This window comes from Microbacterium tenebrionis (assembly GCF_903645325.1).
Lineage (GTDB): Bacteria > Actinomycetota > Actinomycetes > Actinomycetales > Microbacteriaceae > Microbacterium > Microbacterium tenebrionis.
On the sequence record NZ_CAHJXQ010000005.1, the window covers coordinates 1 to 19,352 of the forward strand.

Below are 19,352 nucleotides of genomic sequence, written 5' to 3' on the forward strand. Positions count from 1 at the left end.
GTCCCACATGACGGCATCCGTGCGTCCGATGAGCTGCCAGCCGCCGGGGCTCTCGCGCGGGTACACGCCCGTGAAGGCTCCGGCGAGCGCGACCGACCCTGCGGGCACGCGCGTGCGCGGTGACGACCGGCGCGGCACGTCGAACAGCGGATCATTGCCGACGACGTACCCGAACCCGGGGGCGAAGCCCGAGAACGCGACCTGCCAGTGCGCGGCGAGGTGCCGGTTCACGAGCTCTTCCGCCGAGACGCCCAGGAGCGCCGCGGCCTCGGCGAGGTCTTCGCCGTCGTACTGCACCGGAATGGTGACTGCGCTGGTGTGCGGCACGTGCTCGGCATCCACGACCGTCGCCGAGAGCACCGCCGCCAGGGAGGCAGCTGTCGTGCGCACCGGGTCGAACCTGACGAGGACGGTCCGAGCGCCGGGAATGCGCTCGACGACGCCGGGCGTGCCGTCCCACGCGAGGTTCAAGCGCATCGCCTCGTCGAGATCGGCCGCCTCGACGAGGAGTGACCGGTCGGATGCCGTGAGGATGCGCATCAGACGATGTACTCCGCATCGGGCACGTCGGTGATGAACATGTATCCCGGCGCGTGGGTCACCGCGAACGGGGGCTTGGACGCCATGATCGCCGCCTGCGGGGTGACGCCGCAGGCCCAGAACACGGGGATCTCGCCGTCGCGCACCTCGGGGGCGTCGCCGAAGTCCGGCCGCGCCAGGTCGGCGATCCCGAGCGAGGCCGGGTCGCCGATATGCACGGGCGCGCCGTGCACAGCCGGGGTGCGACCCGAGATCTGCACGGCATCCGCCACCCGCCCCGCGGGGATCGGCCGCATCGAGACGACCATCTCGCCCCGCAGGCGTCCGGCGGGGGTGCAGTCGATGTTCGTGCGGTACATCGGCACATTGCGCCCGAGCTCCTGGTGACGGATCGGGATGCCGGCATCCACCAGCCCCGTCTCGAACGTGAAGCTGCAGCCGATGAGGAACGCGACGAGATCGGGATGCTCCTCCCACGCGTCGCGTGCATCGTTCTGCTCGCTGACGAGCTCACCGTCCCGCCAGATGCGGTACCGCCCGATGTCGGTGCGGATGTCGCTCCCCGGCGCGAGCGCGGACTCGACCTGTCCCGCCTCGATGACCTCGAGCACCGGACACGGCTTCGGGTTGCGCTGCGCGTACAGCAGCGTCTCGTAGGCCCAGTCCGCCGGCACCGCGATGAGGTTCGCCTGCGTGAGGCCTGCGGCGATGCCGCTGGTGGGCTCCGAGACACCGGAACGGTATGCGGCGCGGGCTGCCCGCGCGGAGGCGAGCTGATCGGCGGACGCGAGCACGGCCACGCTCACGCCCCCGCAAACGGCGCGATCGTGATGCCGGCGTCCTGCAGCATCCGCTTCGTCTCGGCCGCCATCGCGATCGACCCGGGGCTGTCGCCGTGCACGCAGATCGACTGCGCGTCGACGCGCACGTCGGTGCCGTCGATCGCGCGGATCACGCCCTGGTCCGCAAGCCGCACCATGCGCTCGGCGACCGCGGCCGGGTCGTGCAGCACGGCCCCGTCCTGGGCGCGCGAGACGAGCTGACCGTCAGGCTGGTAGGCGCGGTCGGCGAACGCCTCGGCGGCGACCTGCAGGCCGGCGCGGGATGCGACCTCGAGCACGACGCCGCCCGCAAGCCCGAGCAGCACGAGGTTCGGATCGATCGCCTTGATGGCCGCGACGACATCGGCCGACTGCCGCTCGTCGCGGGCGATCGTGTTGTACAGCGCGCCGTGCGGCTTCACGTAGGCCACGCGTCCCCCGACAGCGGAGGCGAGTCCGATCAGCGCGCCGAGCTGGTACTCGACGTGCGCCTGCAGCGTCGGCGAATCGATCTCGACGTTGGTGCGGCCGAAGTTCTCGTAGTCGCGGTAGCCGGGGTGGGCGCCGATCACGACGCCGCGCTGCACGGCTGCGGCGAGTGTCTCGCGGATGCCTTCGGGGCTCCCCGCGTGGAAGCCGCACGATACGTTCGCGCTCGTGACGATCTCGAGCATCGCCGCGTCGTCGCTGACGACGCGGTCGGCGACGTTCTCACCGAGGTCGGAGTTCAGGTCGATCACTGCCATGGTCAGGCCCCCGTTCCGAGGAAGGCGAAGATGGGTCCGACCGAGACGATACCCATGTACCAGGTCAGAAGGGTCACCAGGGTGCCGGCGATGAGCAGCCACAGCGGGTACTTGCGGGTGCCGAGCAAGTCGCGGCGGAACCACCCGATGTACATGAACACCGTGAGGCCGATCGGCAGGATCAGGCCGTTGAAGCCGCCGACGAACACGAGGATCGCTGCGGGCGCTGTGCCGATCAGCAGATAGATGATCAGCGAGACGATGATGAAGCCGATCGTCGCCCACTGCAGCGACCAGCCGCCCAGGAACCGCTTGTGGAATGTCGAGAGGAACGTCGCCGAGGTGTAGGCGGCGCCGATCACCGAGCTGATGGCGGCTGCCCAGAAGATCGCGCCGAAGATCCGCAGACCCGCCTCGCCGAGGACGATGCCGAACGCCTGACCCGCCGGGTTGGCGGCCTGCGTCGTGAGGTCGAGGGCGACGCCGGATGCCACGACACCGAGGATCGCGAGGAACAGCACGTAGCGCATGATGCCGGTCACGAGGATGCCGTTGGCCGCGGCGCGCATGACGGGGCCGGCGTGCTCGGGGCCCGTGTGACCGGAGTCGAGGTAGCGGTGCGCACCCGAGTAGGTGATGTACCCGCCGACGGTGCCGCCGACGATCGTGGTGATGGTGGCGAAGTTCAGGGTGTCGGGCACGAAGGTCTGCCGCAGCGCGTCGCCGATCGGCGGCTGCGACATGATCGCGACGATCACCGTCATCACGATCATGCCGACGCCGAGGACGACGAGGACGATGTCCATCACCTTCCCGGCCTTCTTGATGAGGAAGATGATGATCGCCAGGGCGCCGGTGAGCAGTCCGCCCCACTTGGCGTCGATGCCGAGGAGGGCGTTGAGGCCCAGCCCGCCGCCGGCGATGTTGCCGATGTTGAAGGCGAGGCCGCCGATGACGACGAGGATCGCGATGACGTGGCCCGAGAACGGGATCGCGGCGTTGGCCAGTTCGCCTGCGCGCTTGCCCGAAGAGGTGATCATCCGCCAGATGTTCAGCTGCACGGCGATGTCGACGAGCACCGAGATGAGGATGGCGAACGCGAACGCCGCGCCCATCGTGGCGGTGAAGGTGGCGGTCTGGGTGATGAAGCCGGGGCCGATGGCGCTGGTGGCCATCAGGAAGATCGCGCCGATGACGGCGCTGCGACCTGCGCGCTTCTTCACGGCCACGAGCTTCGCGTCGGTCTGAGACTGCTCTGATTGCGTGTGCTCAGGCATGGAGGGGGTTCCCATCGTCGTTGTTGGGTGTCGAGTGACACCGAGTGTAGAACACTTCAGGGTCTGATTGTTCTACAACTTTGTTTCGGGGATGCTACGACCAGGTCGCAGACGCCTAACATGAAGGCGTGATCCAACAGGGCCTGATCCAGCAGGGCGTGCTGGCCGACTCGCTCCGGCAGAGCATCATCGACGGCGAATTCGCGCCGGGATCGAAGCTGTCCGAGGCGATGCTGTCGGAGCGGTTCGAGGTCTCCCGCAACACCGTGCGCGAGGCCTTCCGCGTGCTCGCGGAGCAGGGGCTGCTCGACCACGCACCGCACCGCGGCGTCTCGGTCGCCGCCCCCACGATCGGCGACGTCATCGACATCTACCGAGCGCGGCGCACGATCGAGTGCACGGTGCTGCGCGAGTGCGAACCGGAGCACCCTGCCGTGCAGCGCATGCGCGACGCGCTCGCCGAGTCGGAGCGGTGGCTGCCCAAGGAGCAGTGGCAGCGCGTCGGCAGCGCCAACATGGCCTTCCACGTGGCGATCATCGATCTCGCCGACAGTCCGCGCCTGGCGCGCACCTATCGCAACCTGGCCGCAGAGCTGCGACTCGTCTTCCTCGAGATCGACGACCCGAGGGCGCTGCACGAGCCGTTCGTCCGGCGCAACCGGATCGTCCTGGATGCCCTGCTCAGCACGGGTCCGGCCGCTGCTGCCGACGCGCTCGAGGACTACCTGATCCAGTCCGAGCGACTCGTGCTGGGCGCTTTCGCCCGGATGGGCCGGAGCTAGGGAATAGATCGCGACCGGAGGCGTTTCACCAGTCATGAACGAGAAGCTTGCCGCGGCAACTACGATGGGTGCCGTCACCCTCTACGTCGCCGATCTCGACGCCATGACAGCCTTCTACCGCGACGTCATCACCCTGCAGGTGCTCGGCGCCGAGGGCGACGCCGTGACGCTCGGGCGGGCCGGCGTGCCGCTGGTCGTGCTGCACCACTCGCCCGGCCTCCAGCATGCGGCGCGCGGCTCGGCCGGCCTGTTCCACACGGCGATCCTGTTCGAGAAGCAGGCAGCGCTGGCCTCCGCCCTGCTCTCGGTCGCGCAGCGCGCGCCGCAGCTGTTCACGGGCAGCGCCGACCACCTCGTCAGCCAGGCGTTCTACCTGAACGACCCCGAGGGCAACGGCATCGAGCTGTACTGGGACCGCGACCGCACGGAGTGGTCGTGGACGCACGGCCAGGTCGAGATGGCCACGCTGTACCTGGATCCGAACACCTTCCTGCAGGAGCATCTGACGGAGCAGGCTGCGGCCGGCGCCACGGCGTCCGACGCCGCACGCATCGGCCACGTGCACCTGTCGGTCGGCGACGTCGCGACCGCCCGCGACTTCTACGTCCGCCGGCTCGGGTTCGACACCACGGCATCCCTGGGCGAGCAGGCTCTGTTCGTCAGCGCCGGCGGCTACCACCACCACATGGCGATGAACGTCTGGAACTCGCGCGGCGCAGGGCCCCGCATGCCCGCGCTCGGCCTCGGCCAGGTCGACCTCGCCCTGCCGGATGCCGACGCGCTCGGCGAGCTCGGCGAGCGTCTGACGCACTTCGGCACGCAGGTCGCCGACGACGGGCGGACGCTGACCTTCCAGGACCCGTGGAACAACACCCTCAAGGCGCAGCTGGCCGCGTAGGCGCCGCCGCGCGACGGCGCGCCGCTCACGCCGATCCGCGCACCACCAGCTCGGTCGGCAGGATCGTGACCTCGGGCGGCTCGTTGCCGGCCAGGCGCGACAGCAGAACCCCTGCCATCGTCTTGCCCATCGCGTACATCGGCTGCCTGACCGTCGTCAGCTGCGGATCGGTGCTCAGGGCGACCTGCGAGTCGTCGAAGCCCACGATCGCCACATCGTCGGGAACGCGCACCCCCTTGGCGCTGAGCATCCGCAGCGCGCCGCGCGCCATGAGGTCGCCGGCGGCGAAGATCGCATCCGGCCGTCCTGCGGCCAGCAGACGCCTGGCCGCCTCCGCCCCGCTGGCCTCGCTGTAGTCGCCCGCCGTCTCGGCGAACGGCTCGAGCCCGGCATCCGCGAGCGCCGATCGAAACCCCTGGAGCCGATCGACCGAGGCGAGCATCGTCCGCGGGCCCGCGATGGTCGCGATGCGCTTGCGACCGGTGTCGATGAGGTGCTGCGTGGCCGAGCGCGCGGCCGAGGCGTTGTCGACGTCGACGACGTACTCACTGGGCCGTTGGTGCAGCGGCCGGCCGCCCCAGACCACCGGGACGGCGTCGGCGATGCGCTCGACGAACGCGTCACTGGTGTGGTGCGAGACGATCAGCGCCCCGTCGACCCCGCCGTTGCGCACGAAGCTCGTCATCTTGTCACCGGGGTCGTCGGTCGCGATCAGCAGATTGAGCAGATAATCCGAACCGCCCAGCGCACCCGTGATCCCGGCCACGATCGACGCGAAGAACGGGTCGCCGAAGAAGCGCGTGGTGTCCTCGGGAACGATCAGCGCGATCGCGTGCGTCTGCCGGGAGGCGAGCGAGCGCGCCGCCCTGTTCGGGACGTAGTTGAGCTCGGCGATCGCCGACTGCACGGCGTGCAGCGCCTCGGGGCTGACCGCGGCGGAGCCGTTCACGACGCGCGAAACCGTCGACCGGGAGACCCCGGCCGCGGCGGCCACCTGTTCGATCGTCGCGCGTGAAGCCACGATGCTCCCTTCTGCCGCCGCTCCCGGCGGTCAGAGGGATCGTGCGGCGATGATCCGAGCGTACTCGCGACCGCTGTCCTTCACCGTGCGCTGCTGGGTGTCGTAGTCGACGCGGACGATGCCGAAGCGCTTGTCGTACCCCCACGCCCACTCGAAGTTGTCCATGAGCGACCAGTAGAAGAAGCCCCGCACGTCCACGCCGGCGTCCACGGCATCCAGCACCGCGCCGAGGTGCGCACGCACGTACTCCGCGCGATCCGCATCGCGGATGCGGCCGTCGGCATCCACGACGTCGTCGAACGCGGCGCCGTTCTCGGTCACGTACAGCGCCACACCGCGCTCGCCGGTGTACTCGTCGGAGAGCCGGCGCAGGAGGCGCGTGAGCCCTTCAGGCTGGATCTCCCAGTTCTGCGCGGTGCGCGCGAGCCCGCGCTCGACCGCATGGATACCGGCGTCCGAGGGGTAGGGGCTGCGCCCGTTCCGCGTCGTCGCCGGTGCACCGGAGACGGGCGGATGCTCCGGCGCCGTGCCCGACAGGAGGTCGCCGTGATAGTAGTTCACGCCCTGCGTGTCGATGCGCTGCGAGATGGTCGCGAGGTCGCCGTCGTGCACCGCCGCCTCGAAGCGGGCGACCGCCTCGGCGTCGACCGCGCGGATGTCCTCGACGATGTCGGCCGGGTACTCGCTGCGGTGGATGGGGTCGAGGAACCAGCGGTTGAACTGCCCGTCGACCCGGCGCGCGGCATCCGCATCCGCTGGATTCTGCGGGTCGGCCGCGTCGGCGACCGTGTGGTTCAGGGTGATGCCGAGGTTCAGGCCCGCATCGCGCCCGCGGAGCTCGCGGATCGTCTCGCCGTGCGCGAGCAGCTGGTGGTGCGCGGCGAGCAGACCGTCGGCGATGCTCATCCGTCCCGGGGCGTGCTCACCGCCGGTGTACGAGAGGAACGACGAGCACCATGGTTCGTTGAGGGTCGTCCACACGTTCACGCGGTCGCCGAGCGCGTCGTGCACGGCTCCGGCGTAGTCGAGGAACCTCCAGACGACATCGCGGTTCGTCCAGCCGCCGTCCTCCTCGAGCGCCTGCGGCATGTCCCAGTGGTAGAGCGTCAGCCAGGGCAGGATGCCGGCGCCGAGCAGCTCGTCCACGAGGCGGCTGTAGAAGTCGATGCCCTTCGCGTTCACCGCGCCGCCGTCCGGGCGCACCCGCGACCAGGACGTCGAGAAGCGGTACGTCTGCAGCCCCAGCTCGCGCATGAGCGCGACGTCGTCCCGGTAGCGGTGGTAGTGGTCGCACGCGAGGTCGCCGTTGTCGCCGCCGATGACCGCTCCGGGCACGCGGGAGAAGGCATCCCAGATCGAAGCCGTGCGCCCGTCTTCGAAGGCCGCCCCCTCGATCTGATAGGCGGCGGTCGCCGCACCGAAGAGGAACGGATCCGGGAACGGCCGAGACGTCATAGGGGTCATCCTTTGTTCGCATCAATCTATGGGAGCGCTCCCAGAATTGTCAAGAGGCTGTTGTCCACCGCATGACGAGTACCCTTGCTCCGTGCCCTCCTCCGCGCTATCACCTGCTCTCGCCCGCGCCGAATCGCTGATCCGCAGCATCCCCGACTACCCGGAGCCCGGCATCCTGTTCCGCGACATCACGCCGCTGCTCGCCGACGCCGAGGCGCTCCGGGCGACCACCGACGCGATCGTCGAGCCGTTCGCCGGGCAGTTCGACGTCATCGCCGGCATCGAGGCGCGCGGTTTCCTCATCGCCGGCGCCGCCGCGATCGTCGCCGGTGTCGGGCTCATACCGATCCGCAAGGCGGGAAAGCTGCCGCGCCCCGCGGCATCCGTCGACTACGCGCTCGAGTACGGCACTGCGACGATCGAGATGCACGACGACCTCCCGGCCGGATCACGCGTCCTGCTCATCGACGACGTGCTCGCCACGGGCGGAACCCTCGCCGCCGGACGCGAACTCGTCGAAAGGCTGGGCTCTCACGTCACGGGCATCTCGGTGCTGTTCGAGATCGACGGGCTCGGCGGACGCGACGCGATCGGCGACCTGCACACGGTCTTCCACTCCTGAGGAGTCCGGCCTCGCCGCCTCAGCGTCCGGCGGCGGGCGGCTTCGCGAGATCCGGCGGCGCGACGCCGAGCTCGATCGCGGTTCGGATCGACATCGCCGCATGCGCGAGACTGCTCACGGCGACGAGCTGCCGGGCTCGGGCGTTGACGGCCAGGAGCATCCGCCGGGCGACCACGTCCGGAGATCCGTCCGGCTGGAGGGCTGCGATGTTGCGACCGGCGAAGGGCTCGAGCGCGTCGGCGTACTGCATGAGCTCGTCGACGTCGTAGTCGAGGCCCACCTCGGCGGCCTGCGCGAGCGCGTGGGCGAGACCCCGTTCGGCGGCCCCTGGGTAGCCGCGCCAGTCCCGCCGCCGCATCAGCTCGTACGTGCGCTCGCGGTACGCCGCCAGTCCGGGGTCGGTCTCGGATCCTCTCGGAGTCCCCAGCGCGAACGACTGGCAGGCGTTCATCACCTCCAGCGTCGAGACCCCGTCCGAGTCGATGAGGTCGGTGAGCGCGCGGATGGCCGCGGTGGATGCTGCGTACGAGTCGCGCATCACCGCGATCAGCAGCGCCCGGTCGACGTGACTCTGCTCGTAGACGGCCGTGGTGCGATTGCGCAGCGTGCCCGCAGGCAGGATGCCGACCCGCATCCAGTGCTTCAGCGTCGTCGTGCTGACCCCGCTCTGAGCCGAGAGCTCGCTGAGCTTCATGCTTCCTCCCCCGATCCGACCGTTGGAGAGCGGCGGGCCCCACCACTCTCCACGGTGCGAGATCTGTGCCAAGACTCTAGCCTGCCTTGTGCAGGGACACCCTCGCCGCTGGGGAACAGGGTGCGGGATCGTCGATGAGCATCGCTCTCGACGCGCCTGGGCGGATGACCGGGGGGTTCCAACGTCCGCCCGGGCAGCCTCTCCCGGCATCGGCCCCGCAGCCTGGGCGATAGACTGAGCCCGCCCGCCATCCCGCGACATCCGGAGCCGTTCATGCCCACCATCGTCGTCGACGTCATGCCCAAGTCCGAACTGCTCGACCCGCAGGGGAAGGCCGTCTCCGGTGCGTTCGCGCGCCTGGGCGTCACGGACTTCAGCGACGTCCGCATCGGCAAGCGCTTCGAGCTCACGGTCGACGGCGAGGTGACCGACGAGGTGCTCGCCGCGGCCGAGAAGGTCGCCGGCGACGTCCTGTCGAACTCGGTCATCGAGGACGTCGTGGGCATCGAGGTCGTCCAGTGACGCAAGGAACGGCCGCGACCGGCAAGAGGACCGTCCGCATCGGGGTCATCACCTGGCCGGGATCGCTCGACGATCGTGACGCGCAGCGCGCCGTCCGCCTTGCCGGCGCCGAACCGGTCGCCCTGTGGCACGGCTCGCACGACCTCGAGGGCGTCGACGCACTGGTGCTGCCCGGTGGATTCAGCTACGGAGACTACCTGCGCTCGGGCGCGATCGCCGCGCTCTCGCCGATCATGGCCGAGGTGAAGGATGCCGCCGCGAAGGGCATGCCCGTGCTCGGCATCTGCAACGGCTTCCAGATGCTCGTCGAGGCGCACCTGCTGCCCGGCGGACTCATCCGCAACGATCACCAGCACTTCGTGCGACGCGATCAGAAGCTCACGGTCGCGAACTCCGACACCGCGTGGACCAATACGTTCAAGACGGGTCAGGAGATCGTCATCCCCCTGAAGAACGGCGAGGGCGGCTACATCGCCGACGACGAGACGCTCGACCGGCTCGAGGGCGAGGGGCTGGTGGCCTTCCGCTACGCCGGGGTCAACCGAACGGTCGGCGCGCGACATCGCCGGCGTCACGAACGAGGCGGGCAACGTCGTGGGCCTCATGCCGCATCCGGAGCACGCCACGGAGCCGGGCCGGCCCCGACACGTCGGCGGCCATGCGCTCCGGCACCGACGGCCTCGGCTTCTTCGCGAGCGCCATCGCCGCCGTCGCCCGCGTCGCGGCGTAGATCCCGCTCAGACCGAGCCGAGGAAGAACGACCCATCGTAGAAGTGCCAGGCGATGGCGGATGCTCCGGCGAGCACCCACTGCGGTCGATAGGGTCGAAGGGTGAGACTCTTCGTCACCGTACCCACAGCTCGGCTGGCCGAGGACCTCGGCACCCTCCCCGAGGGGGTCGAGCTCGAGATCTGGGATCTCGAGTTCCCCGCCCCGCGCGAGCGCATCGACCTCGTGGTCGGTCCGTACATGGGCGGCACGAAGGCTCTCGGCGCTCTCGCCGGCCTCGACATCGGTCTCGTGCAGAGCCAGTCCATCGGCTACGACGGCGTCGAGGACACCCTGCCCGCCGGCATCCCGTTCGCGAACGCCGCGAGCGTGCACGAGACCTCGACGGCAGAGCTCGCGCTCGCCCTCACGCTCGCCGCGCAGCGTCAGCTCCCCCGGTTCGTGCTCGCTCAGCAGAGCGGCCAGTGGTCGCCGGTGTTCGCCGAGAGCCTCGCGGATCGCAAGGTGCTGCTGGTCGGCTTCGGCGGCGTCGGCGAGGCGATCGCGATGCGCCTGGAGCCCTTCGAGGTCGACATGACCGTCGTGGCCCGGACCGCGAGGCCGGTCTGGCACGAGCGACTGGGGCGCGTGCAGGTGCACGCGATCGATGAGCTCCCGGCGCTGCTGCCCGATGCCGAGATCGTCATCCTCGCCCTCCCCGGCGGACCCGAGACCCGCCACCTGTTCGACGACGGGATGCTCGGCCGCATGGCCGACGGCGCGCTGCTGGTCAACGTCGGCCGCGGCACGCTGGTCGACAACGACGCGCTCGCCCGCCAGCAGGGTCGCATCCGCGCCGCACTGGACGTGCTCGACCCCGAGCCGCTGCCGGCGGAGCATCCGCTGTGGAGCACACCCGGAGTCCTCATCGCGCCGCACGTCGGTGGGGCATCCACCGCCATGAATCCGCGGATCACGCGCCTGATCCGCAAGCAGATCGAGCGGATGCTGCGCGGCGAGACCCCCGCGAACATCGTCATCGACGGCTGAACATCGAACCGATTCGATCCGCACGGTAGCGCGTCTGTAAGCGCTTGCCGTAGGCTCGAGCCATGACAGAGCTCGAACAGTTCGCAGCCCCCGGTTCCGAGTGGTGGCGCAGCGCCGTCATCTACCAGATCTACCCCCGCTCCTTCGCCGATGCCTCCGGCGACGGCATCGGCGACCTGCCCGGCATCACCAGCCGCCTGGACGCGCTGAAGGACCTCGGCATCGACGCGATCTGGCTGAGCCCGTTCATGACGAGCCCGCAGAAGGACGCCGGTTACGACGTCGCCGACTACCGCGACGTCGACCCGATCTTCGGCACCCTGGCCGACTTCGACGAGATGCTCGCGCAGGCCCACGCCCGCGGCATCCGCGTCATCGTCGACCTCGTCCCCAATCACTCCTCCGACCAGCACGCCTGGTTCCAGCAGGCGCTGAAGGCGGCCCCCGGCAGCCCCGAGCGCGCCCGCTACATCTTCCGCGACGGCAAGGGCGAGAACGGCGAGCTGCCTCCGAACAACTGGGAGAGCGTCTTCGGCGGCGGCCAATGGACCCGCATCACCGAGCCCGACGGCAGCCCTGGCCAGTGGTACCTGCACATCTTCGATGTCTCCCAGCCCGACTTCGACTGGACGAACGACGAGGTCCGCGAGGAGTTCCGCGGCATCCTGCGCTTCTGGCTCGATCGTGGCGTCGACGGCTTCCGCGTCGACGTGGCGCACGGCATGATCAAGAAGGACGGCCTGCCCGACTACACGCCCCCGGCCGATGCCGACTCGATGGGCGGCGGCGAGGACGACGTGCCGTACTGGGGTCAGGACGGCGTGCACGACATCTACCGCGACTGGCACGAGGTGCTCGCCGAATACGACGGCGACCGCGCGCTGTGCGGTGAGGCGTGGCTGCCGACGCTGAAGAAGACGGCGCTGTGGGTGCGCCCCGACGAGATGCACCAGACGTTCAACTTCCCGTACATGATGACCGAGTGGGATGCCGAGAAGATCCGCGACATCATCCGCGAGTCGCTCGACGAGTTCGGCGGTGTCGGAGCCCCGAGCACCTGGGTGCTGTCGAACCACGACGTGATCCGCCATGCCTCGCGGCTGGCGCTGACCGCCGACAGCCCGCAGGGCGACGGCATCGGGCCGAAGTCCCAGGGCAAGCCCGACCAGGCGACCGGTCTCGCGCGCGCCCGTGCGGCGACGACCGTCATGCTGGCGCTGCCCGGTTCGTCGTACCTGTACCAGGGCGAGGAGCTCGGACTCCCCGAGGCCATGGAGATCCCCGACGAATTCCGTCAGGACCCGACCTGGTTCCGCACGAACGGCGAGCGCTACGGCCGCGACGGATGCCGCGTGCCGCTGCCCTGGGAGGCGGACGCCCCCGCCTTCGGCTTCAGCCCCACGGGCGCCTCGTGGCTGCCGCAGCCGGCCGAGTGGGCGTTGTTCGCGCGCGACGCCGAAGAGGGGGATGCCGCATCCACCCTCAACCTGTACAAGCGGCTGCTGACCCTGCGCCGCGAGCGCGAACTCGGCACCGGGTCGCTCGTGTGGGAGGACCTCGGCGAGAACGCGGTCGCGTTCCGTCGCGGCGACCTGCACGTGGCCATGAACCTCGGCGCAGAGCCGCTCGAGCTCGGCGAGGGCGTCTCCTTCGTCGTGCAGAGCCAGCCGTTCGAGGGCACCGCGTTGCCGACCGACCACGCCGTCTGGTACACGAAGGCCTGAGCAGACGCCAGATGGTGAGCATCGATGAGGTCGCGCGGAAGGCCGGGCTGTCCACGGCCACGGTCTCCCGCGCCCTCAGCGGTCGCGGCTACGTCTCGGCGGCGTCACGCGAGAAGGTGCTGCTCGCCGCGCAGGAGCTCGGCTACGTCGTCTCCTCCCGCGCGTCGAGCCTCGCCTCGGGCCGCACGCGCAACATCGGCGTGATCGTCCCGTACCTCGACCGGTGGTTCTTCAGCATGGTGCTCTCCGGGGTCTCCAGCGCCCTCATGAAGCACGGTTACGACATCACCCTGTACAACATCACCGCCGACAGCGACGCCCGCAAGGACGTGTTCGAGACGGCCCTGCGCCGCCAACGGGTCGATGCCGTGATCGCCGTGGCGATCGAGCTCGACGAGGACGAGACGGAGCACCTGCTGGCACTCGACCTGCCGGTCATCGCGATCGGAGGGCCGAACCCGGCCCTGGACACGCTGTCCATGGACGACGTCGCCCTCGCACGCCTGGCCACCGAGCACCTGCTCGGGCTCGGGCACACCGAGATCGCCCACATCGGCGCGAACCCCGAGTTCGACATCGACTTCCACATCCCCACCAACCGCCGGCTCGGATTCGAGCAGGCGCTGGCGGACGCCGGCATCGCGCCGAACCCGGCCTACCTCGAACCCGCCGACTTCACGGTCGATGGCGGCTACCGGGCTGCCAAGCAGCTGCTCGGACGGCCCGGTCCACGGCCGACCGCGGTGTTCGCGGCATCCGATGAGATGGCGATCGGCGCCGTGCTCGCGGCGCGCGACCTCGGCTACCGGGTGCCGGAGGACCTCTCGGTCGTCGGGATCGACGGCCACGAGCTCGGCGAGTTCTTCCGTCTGACGACCGTCGACCAGTTCCCGCTAGCGCAGGGCGAGCGGGCGGCGGATGCCGTACTGGCCAAGCTCGAGTCGAGCGACGAGCCCACCGCGCACGGCGAGCTGCCCTTCGAGCTCATCGTCCGCGGCACGACGGCCCGGCTTCCGAAGGCCTGAACGGAGTCGAAGCCGCACAGCTCCCACGCTAAACTGGTCCGCGGAGCGTCGGGAAGCCTGGTCGACATGTACTGCTGTCGACCCGAAAGGCGCCCATGTCGCGCATCCGCTCCTTGTTCCCCTCGTCCTCCGCCTCGGAGTCGATCCGCATCGGCGAGATCCTCCGCAAGGAGACCGTCGGCGGCATCCTGCTCGTCGCCTGCGCCGTCGTCGCGCTGGTCTGGGCGAACTCGCCATGGGCCGAGACGTACTTCGCGGTCCGTGACTTCGAAGTCGGATACGAGCCCTGGCACCTGAGCCTGAGCATCGGGGCCTGGGCGGCGGACGGTCTGCTGGCGATCTTCTTCTTCCTCGTCGGTCTCGAGCTCAAGCGCGAGTTCGTCAGCGGTGACCTGCGCCGTTTCAGTACGGCGGTCGTGCCGATCGTCGCCGCCGTCGGCGGTGTCGCCGTGCCCGCCCTGATCTACCTGGCCGTCACGGCCGGCTCCGCTGAGGCATCCCGCGGATGGGCGATCCCGACCGCGACCGACATCGCCTTCGCCGTCGCCGTGCTCGCCGTGATCGGCTCGCACCTGCCCAGCGCCCTGCGGATCTTCCTGCTCACCCTCGCCGTGGTCGACGACCTCATCGCGATCGGGATCATCGCGATCTTCTACACCGAGACGGTCGAGGTCGTCCCGCTCCTGCTCGCGCTCGGAGTGATCGCCGTCTACGGCACGATCGCGCAGCTGTACCGCCGCTTCTTCCGGCTGCGCCCCACCGCGGCCTGGTTCATCCTGCTTCCGATCGGGCTCGTCGCGTGGGCGCTGCTGCACGCCTCCGGCATCCACGCGACGATCGCCGGCGTGCTGCTCGGATTCACGGTGCCCGTGCTGCACCGCAGAGCCGACCGCGGCGAGGATGCCGGGCCCGGCCTCGCCGAGGAGTTCGAGCACCGGTTCCGTCCGCTGTCGGCCGGGTTCGCCGTGCCGGTGTTCGCGTTCTTCTCGGCCGGCGTCGCGGTCGGCGGTGCGGACGGGTTCGCCTCCGCGTTCTCCGACCCGATCGTCATCGGCATCATCGTCGCGCTCGTGGTCGGCAAGCCGCTCGGGATCACAGCCGCGACATGGATCATCACCCGCATTCGGCGGATCGACCTCGACCCGGCACTGCGCTGGATCGACATCGCCGGGGTCGGCATCCTCGCCGGGATCGGATTCACGGTGTCGCTGCTGGTGGCCGAGCTCAGCTTCGCCGCGGGCAGCGCGGCGGCCGATCATGCCAAGGTCGCGGTACTCACGGCATCCGTGGTGGCCGCCGCCCTGGCGTCCGTCCTGCTGGGCGCACGCAACCGGCGGTACCGGCGGCACCGGAATCAGGACAGTTGACCGAGATCAGGATGATTCGGCGCGAAGGATCCTGATCCGGGGCACCCCTCCTGATCTCAGATGATGTCGCCGGTCAGGCCGGCGGAACCCCCCGCCCCCCGCTGAGCCGTCCGTGGAAGCGGCCGCTCGGCTCGTTGAGTCCGATGAGCTCGACCGTTTTGCCGTGCCGCACGTACTTGGTCTCGATGGCGTCGAGCGCGGCGACCGTCGACGCATCCCACACGTGCGAACGCGACAGGTCGATCACGACGTGGTCCGGGTCGGTGCTGTACTCGAACTGGGTCGTGAGGTCGTTGCTGGAAGCGAAGAACAACTCGCCGTCGACGGCGTAGTGCGCAGCATCGGCCGTCACCGTGCGCGTGACGGTCGCGAAGCGCGCCACGCGCCTCACGAACAGGACGGATGCCGCGATCACTCCAGCCACGACCCCGATCGCCAGATTGAGGGTGATGACCACGGCGAGCACAGTCAGCACCATGACCGCGGTCTCGCTCTTCGGCATCCGCTTCAGCGTGGACGGGCGGATGCTGTGCCAGTCGAACGCCCCGATCGCGACCATGATCATCACGGCGACGAGCGCGGCCATCGGGATCGTCGCGACGAAGTCGCCGAAGGCGACCACGAGCAGGAACAGGAAGACCCCCGCGAAGAACGTCGAGATGCGGGTGCGCGCGCCGGATTCCTTGACGTTGATCATCGTCTGCCCGATCACGGCGCATCCGCCCATGCCGCCGAAGATGCCCGACAGGATGTTGGCCGCGCCCTGCGCCCAGGCCTCGCGGGTCTTGCTCGAGTGGGTGTCGGTGATCTCGTCGACGAGCTTGGCGGTCAGCAGCGACTCCATGAGCCCGACGACCGCCATCGCGAGCGCGAACGGCGCGATGATCGTGAACGTCTCCCACGTGAACGGCACGTTCGGGATGAACAGCTCGGGGAGGCTCCGCGGAAGCTCGCCCTGGTCGCCGACCGTCGGCACCTGGATGGCGAGAACGATGACGACAGCGGTCACGATGATCACCGAAACCAGCGGTGCAGGAACCACTCTCGTGATGCGCGGCATGACGATCATCACGATGATGCCGAGCGCGACGAGCGGATACACCAGCCACGGCACGCCCAACAGGTGCGGCACCTGCGAGCTGAACACGAAGATCGCCAGCGCGTTGACGAACACCTCGGGGGTCAGATGCGGGGGCTCTTCAGCGCGGTGAGGACGGTGGGGTTCGACAGGTAACGGGCACGGTCGTCGAGGATGCTCATGCGGACTCGGTGACCTTTCGAACCGGGGGAATGCTCCGAGTGGGGCAGGTCAACTGTAGCGAGACGAGCCAGTTCGCGATCCGCGCGATCGTCAACGCCGTGCTGAAGCCGGGCCCCGCGCTGGAGACGTACGCACACAGCTAGGCTCGGCCCCATGAGCATCGACCTCGACGCGCTGTACCGCGATCTGCACCAGCATCCCGAGCTGTCCTTCCAGGAGACCAGGACGGCCGGCATCGCCGCCTCGCACCTTCGAGACCTCGGGCTGGAGGTCGAGGAGAGCGTGGGCATCACCGGCGTCGTCGGCATCCTCCGCAACGGCGACGGCCCCGTCGTCTGGGCGCGCGCCGACATGGACGCGCTGCCCGTGGAAGAACTCACCGGCCTGCCGTACGCGAGCACCGCGACCGGCATCGATCCGGACGGCAACACCGTGCCGATCATGCACGCGTGCGGTCACGACATGCACGTGACGGCCATGATCGGCGCCGTCGAACGCCTGGTCGCCGAGCAGAGCGCCTGGTCGGGCACGCTCGTCGTGCTCATCCAGCCGGCCGAGGAGTACGGCGCCGGCGCCAGGGCGATGCTGGATGCAGGGCTCCTCAACCGCCTGCCGAAGCCCGATGTCGTGCTCGGGCAGCACGTCACTCCCCTGCCGGCCGGTGTGATCGGCGTGCGGCCGGGCCCGCAGATGGCGGCCGCCGACGGCATCACCGTCACGCTGCACGGCCGGGGCGGGCACGGCTCGCGCCCGCACACGACGATCGACCCGGTGGTCATGGCCGCCGCCACCGTGATGCGACTGCAGACGATCGCCTCGCGCGAGCTCGACCCGCGCGAGGTCGGCGTCGTCACGGTCGGCTCGTTCCACGCCGGCACCAAGAGCAACATCATCCCCGCGGATGCGACGCTCGCCCTGAGCCTGCGCTACCCGGACGACGCCGCCCGCGCACAGATCATCGCGGCGGTCGAGCGGGTCGTGCGTGCGGAGGCCGCGGCATCCGGGGCAGAACGCGAGCCGGAGTTCCGCACCGAGCACACCCTGCCGCCGACCATCAACGACGCCGAGGCGACTGCGCGGGTGACCGCAGCGATGGAGCGCGCGCTCGGCGAAGGCACCGTGATCGACCCCGGCATGTTCACCGGCAGCGAGGACGTGTCGTGGTTCGCCCGTGATGCCGGAGTGCCGCTGGTGTTCTGGTTCTGGGGCGGGGTGGATCCCGAGGTGTTCGCGCAGGCGAAAGCCGCGGGGACGCTGTCGAGCAGCATCCCGACGAATCACTCGGCGTACTTCGCACCCGTCATGCACCCCACGATCGAGGTCGGAGTGACGGCGATGGCGACCGCGGTGCGCGAGTTCCTGGACTGAGAACGACCCCCTAGACCTGCACGACGCGAGGCGGCGGCGGGGGCGGCAGTTGCCGACGCGGCACGCCGTGCGCCTCGCGGTGCAGCCGCTCCATGCGGGCGTCGAGCTCGGATGCGGCATCCGCGGCGTCGGTCAGGCTCTCGACGAGGTGCGAGGGCACCTGGTTGGAGAACTTGTAGTAGATCTTGTGCTCGAGGCTCGCCCAGAAGTCCATCGCTATGGTGCGGAACTGCACCTCGACCGGCACCGGCAATGGCCCGGTCGAGAGGAACACCGGCACCTCGATGATCGCGTGCAGACTCTTGTAGCCGTTGGCCTTGGGCTCAGCGATGTAGTCCTTGACGACGCGGACCGTGACGTCGTCCTGCTGGGTCAGCAGCTCGAAGAGCTGGTAGACGTCGGCGACGAAGCTGCAGGTCACCCGCACGCCGGCGATGTCGGTGATCTCGGCGCGGATGCGCTCGAAGTCGGGCTCGTCGATGCCCTTGCGCGCGATCTTCTCGACGATGCTGTCGGGCGTCTTCAGCCTGCTCTTGACGTGCTCGATCGGGTTGTAGGCGTGGTCGTGCAGGAACTCGTCGCGCAGGATCGAGATCTTCGTCTCGACCTCCCGCATCCCGAACTCGTATTCCCGGAGGAAGCGCTGGAACTCGTCGCGGAGCTCGCGGGTCTGGCGGACGGAGTCTTCGGTGACCTCGATGGTCGTCATGGTTTCGACGTTACGGGTTCGTGATCGGAACGGGCTGTGCGTTCGGCACGAGCGGACAGGATGCCGCTTCCGCCGCCCGCGCTCGTAGGATCGCAGCATGACCGATGCTCTCTGGCCCCTCCACACCGAGCGACTCGAGATCCGGCCGGCCGCCGCCGCCGACCTCGGTACGATCTGGGAGTACCGGCGCCTGCCCGAGGTGAACCGCTGGCTGGGGCCGGCGCCCGCGACGCGCGAGGCCTTCGACGAGCTGTACCTCGACCCCGAGCGGCTCGCGACGACCCTCCTGATCACGCGGCAGCAGGACGGCGCGGTGACCGGCGACCTCATGCTGAGGATCGGCGATGCCTGGGCGCAGCGCGAGGTCATCGAGCAGGCGAAGGGCACCGAGGCGGAGCTCGGCTGGACGCTCGCACCCGAGCACACCGGCCAGGGCTACGCGACAGAGGCGGTGCGCGGGGTGATCGACCTGTGCTTCGGGGCTCTCGGCCTGCGCCGGGTGCACGCCGGATGCTTCGCCGACAACGAGCCGTCCTGGCGCATGATGGAACGCCTCGGGATGCGGCGCGAGGAGCACAGCCGCAAGACGGCGCTGCATCGCTCAGGCGAGTGGATGGACGGCATGAACTACGGCCTGCTCGCGGAGGAGTGGCCGGCCTCCGGCTGACGCCGTGAGGATCGCGTGAGGGTCGCGCACGCCGCCGTAGGGATTTCGTGAGGATGCCGTCCGGACGGCTGCCGCGAGCGTAGGTTCGTCGTTCG

The 19,352-nt window shown here is 69.6% G+C and carries 18 protein-coding genes and 2 pseudogenes; 11 read left to right on the forward strand and 9 right to left on the reverse strand.

Annotated features, from left to right (window positions below; all coding sequences use genetic code 11):
* From HWX58_RS08840 to HWX58_RS08855, 4 genes are all read right to left on the reverse strand, one after another.
* Window positions 1-540, reverse strand: a 540-nt coding sequence (locus tag HWX58_RS08840; protein ID WP_175987090.1) for a 5-oxoprolinase subunit B family protein, incomplete at its 3' end; no start/stop codon positions are given.
* A complete protein-coding gene (locus HWX58_RS08845) occupies window positions 540-1,346 on the reverse strand; it encodes a putative hydro-lyase (RefSeq protein ID WP_438268250.1) in 807 nt (268 codons plus the stop codon). The genes HWX58_RS08845 and HWX58_RS08840, both read right to left, overlap by 1 nt.
* The gene (locus HWX58_RS08850) at window positions 1,343-2,107 is read right to left on the reverse strand and encodes a LamB/YcsF family protein (RefSeq protein ID WP_175987092.1); all 765 of its coding nucleotides are present in this window, start codon (window positions 2,105-2,107) and stop codon (window positions 1,343-1,345) included. Before HWX58_RS08850 ends, HWX58_RS08845 begins: the two co-directional genes overlap by 4 nt.
* Window positions 2,108-2,109: 2 nt before the next feature.
* The gene (locus HWX58_RS08855) at window positions 2,110-3,384 is read right to left on the reverse strand and encodes an NRAMP family divalent metal transporter (protein WP_175987094.1); all 1,275 of its coding nucleotides are present in this window, start codon (window positions 3,382-3,384) and stop codon (window positions 2,110-2,112) included.
* Window positions 3,385-3,512: 128 nt separating this feature from the next.
* Between HWX58_RS08855 and HWX58_RS08860 the strand changes: the two genes are divergently transcribed.
* Both HWX58_RS08860 and HWX58_RS08865 read left to right on the forward strand, forming a co-directional pair.
* Complete coding sequence (locus HWX58_RS08860; RefSeq protein ID WP_227529883.1) at window positions 3,513-4,166, forward strand: GntR family transcriptional regulator; 654 nt, start codon at window positions 3,513-3,515, stop codon at window positions 4,164-4,166.
* Window positions 4,167-4,200: 34 nt separating this feature from the next.
* Window positions 4,201-5,064: a VOC family protein gene (locus HWX58_RS08865; protein ID WP_175987096.1), complete on the forward strand. Its 864-nt coding sequence runs from the start codon at window positions 4,201-4,203 to the stop codon at window positions 5,062-5,064.
* Window positions 5,065-5,089: 25 nt separating this feature from the next.
* Here HWX58_RS08865 and HWX58_RS08870 read toward each other — a convergent pair whose 3' ends face one another.
* Entirely contained in the window at window positions 5,090-6,085 is a 996-nt protein-coding gene (locus HWX58_RS08870) for a LacI family DNA-binding transcriptional regulator (protein WP_175987098.1), read from the reverse strand.
* 30 nt (window positions 6,086-6,115) lie between these two features.
* Window positions 6,116-7,540: a GH1 family beta-glucosidase gene (locus HWX58_RS08875; RefSeq protein ID WP_175987100.1), complete on the reverse strand. Its 1,425-nt coding sequence runs from the start codon at window positions 7,538-7,540 to the stop codon at window positions 6,116-6,118.
* Window positions 7,541-7,631: 91 nt separating this feature from the next.
* Here HWX58_RS08875 and HWX58_RS08880 point away from each other — a divergent pair, with 91 nt between their 5' ends.
* Window positions 7,632-8,162, forward strand: a complete 531-nt coding sequence (locus tag HWX58_RS08880; RefSeq protein WP_250646172.1) for an adenine phosphoribosyltransferase — start codon at window positions 7,632-7,634, stop codon at window positions 8,160-8,162.
* A gap of 19 nt (window positions 8,163-8,181) precedes the next feature.
* On the opposite strand, the gene HWX58_RS08885 is transcribed toward HWX58_RS08880, so the two are convergent.
* Window positions 8,182-8,928: a MerR family transcriptional regulator gene (locus tag HWX58_RS08885; RefSeq protein WP_175987105.1), complete on the reverse strand. Its 747-nt coding sequence runs from the start codon at window positions 8,926-8,928 to the stop codon at window positions 8,182-8,184.
* A 201-nt stretch (window positions 8,929-9,129) separates the two neighbouring features.
* On the opposite strand from HWX58_RS08885, the gene purS reads away from it, so the two are divergent.
* The 6 genes and pseudogenes from purS (at window position 9,130) to nhaA (ending at window position 15,252) form a co-directional block, all read left to right on the forward strand.
* Window positions 9,130-9,378 (forward strand): phosphoribosylformylglycinamidine synthase subunit PurS, encoded by a 249-nt coding sequence (purS, locus tag HWX58_RS08890; RefSeq protein WP_175987107.1) that lies wholly within the window; start codon window positions 9,130-9,132, stop codon window positions 9,376-9,378.
* Window positions 9,375-10,108 (forward strand): annotated as a pseudogene (gene purQ, locus HWX58_RS08895) (phosphoribosylformylglycinamidine synthase subunit PurQ). Before purS ends, purQ begins: the two are co-directional and overlap by 4 nt.
* A 101-nt stretch (window positions 10,109-10,209) precedes the next feature.
* Entirely contained in the window at window positions 10,210-11,136 is a 927-nt protein-coding gene (locus tag HWX58_RS08900; RefSeq protein ID WP_175987109.1) for a 2-hydroxyacid dehydrogenase, read from the forward strand.
* Window positions 11,137-11,198: 62 nt separating this feature from the next.
* Entirely contained in the window at window positions 11,199-12,860 is a 1,662-nt protein-coding gene (locus HWX58_RS08905) for a glycoside hydrolase family 13 protein (protein ID WP_175987111.1), read from the forward strand.
* An 11-nt stretch (window positions 12,861-12,871) separates the two neighbouring features.
* A complete protein-coding gene (locus HWX58_RS08910; RefSeq protein ID WP_175987113.1) occupies window positions 12,872-13,885 on the forward strand; it encodes a LacI family DNA-binding transcriptional regulator in 1,014 nt (337 codons plus the stop codon).
* Between the two features lie 95 nt (window positions 13,886-13,980).
* A complete protein-coding gene (nhaA, locus tag HWX58_RS08915; protein ID WP_175987115.1) occupies window positions 13,981-15,252 on the forward strand; it encodes a Na+/H+ antiporter NhaA in 1,272 nt (423 codons plus the stop codon).
* A gap of 73 nt (window positions 15,253-15,325) precedes the next feature.
* Here nhaA and HWX58_RS08920 read toward each other — a convergent pair.
* Window positions 15,326-16,423, reverse strand: a pseudogene (locus tag HWX58_RS08920) (SulP family inorganic anion transporter); the annotation flags it as partial.
* A 243-nt stretch (window positions 16,424-16,666) separates the two neighbouring features.
* On the opposite strand from HWX58_RS08920, the gene HWX58_RS08925 reads away from it, so the two are divergent.
* Window positions 16,667-17,881, forward strand: a complete 1,215-nt coding sequence (locus HWX58_RS08925) for an amidohydrolase (RefSeq protein ID WP_175987117.1) — start codon at window positions 16,667-16,669, stop codon at window positions 17,879-17,881.
* A 10-nt stretch (window positions 17,882-17,891) separates the two neighbouring features.
* Here the strand turns inward: HWX58_RS08925 and HWX58_RS08930 are convergent, their stop codons facing one another.
* The gene (locus HWX58_RS08930) at window positions 17,892-18,590 is read right to left on the reverse strand and encodes a GTP pyrophosphokinase (protein WP_175987119.1); all 699 of its coding nucleotides are present in this window, start codon (window positions 18,588-18,590) and stop codon (window positions 17,892-17,894) included.
* A gap of 97 nt (window positions 18,591-18,687) precedes the next feature.
* On the opposite strand from HWX58_RS08930, the gene HWX58_RS08935 reads away from it, so the two are divergent.
* Window positions 18,688-19,257 (forward strand): GNAT family N-acetyltransferase, encoded by a 570-nt coding sequence (locus tag HWX58_RS08935; protein ID WP_175987121.1) that lies wholly within the window; start codon window positions 18,688-18,690, stop codon window positions 19,255-19,257.
* Window positions 19,258-19,352: the final 95 nt, after the last annotated feature.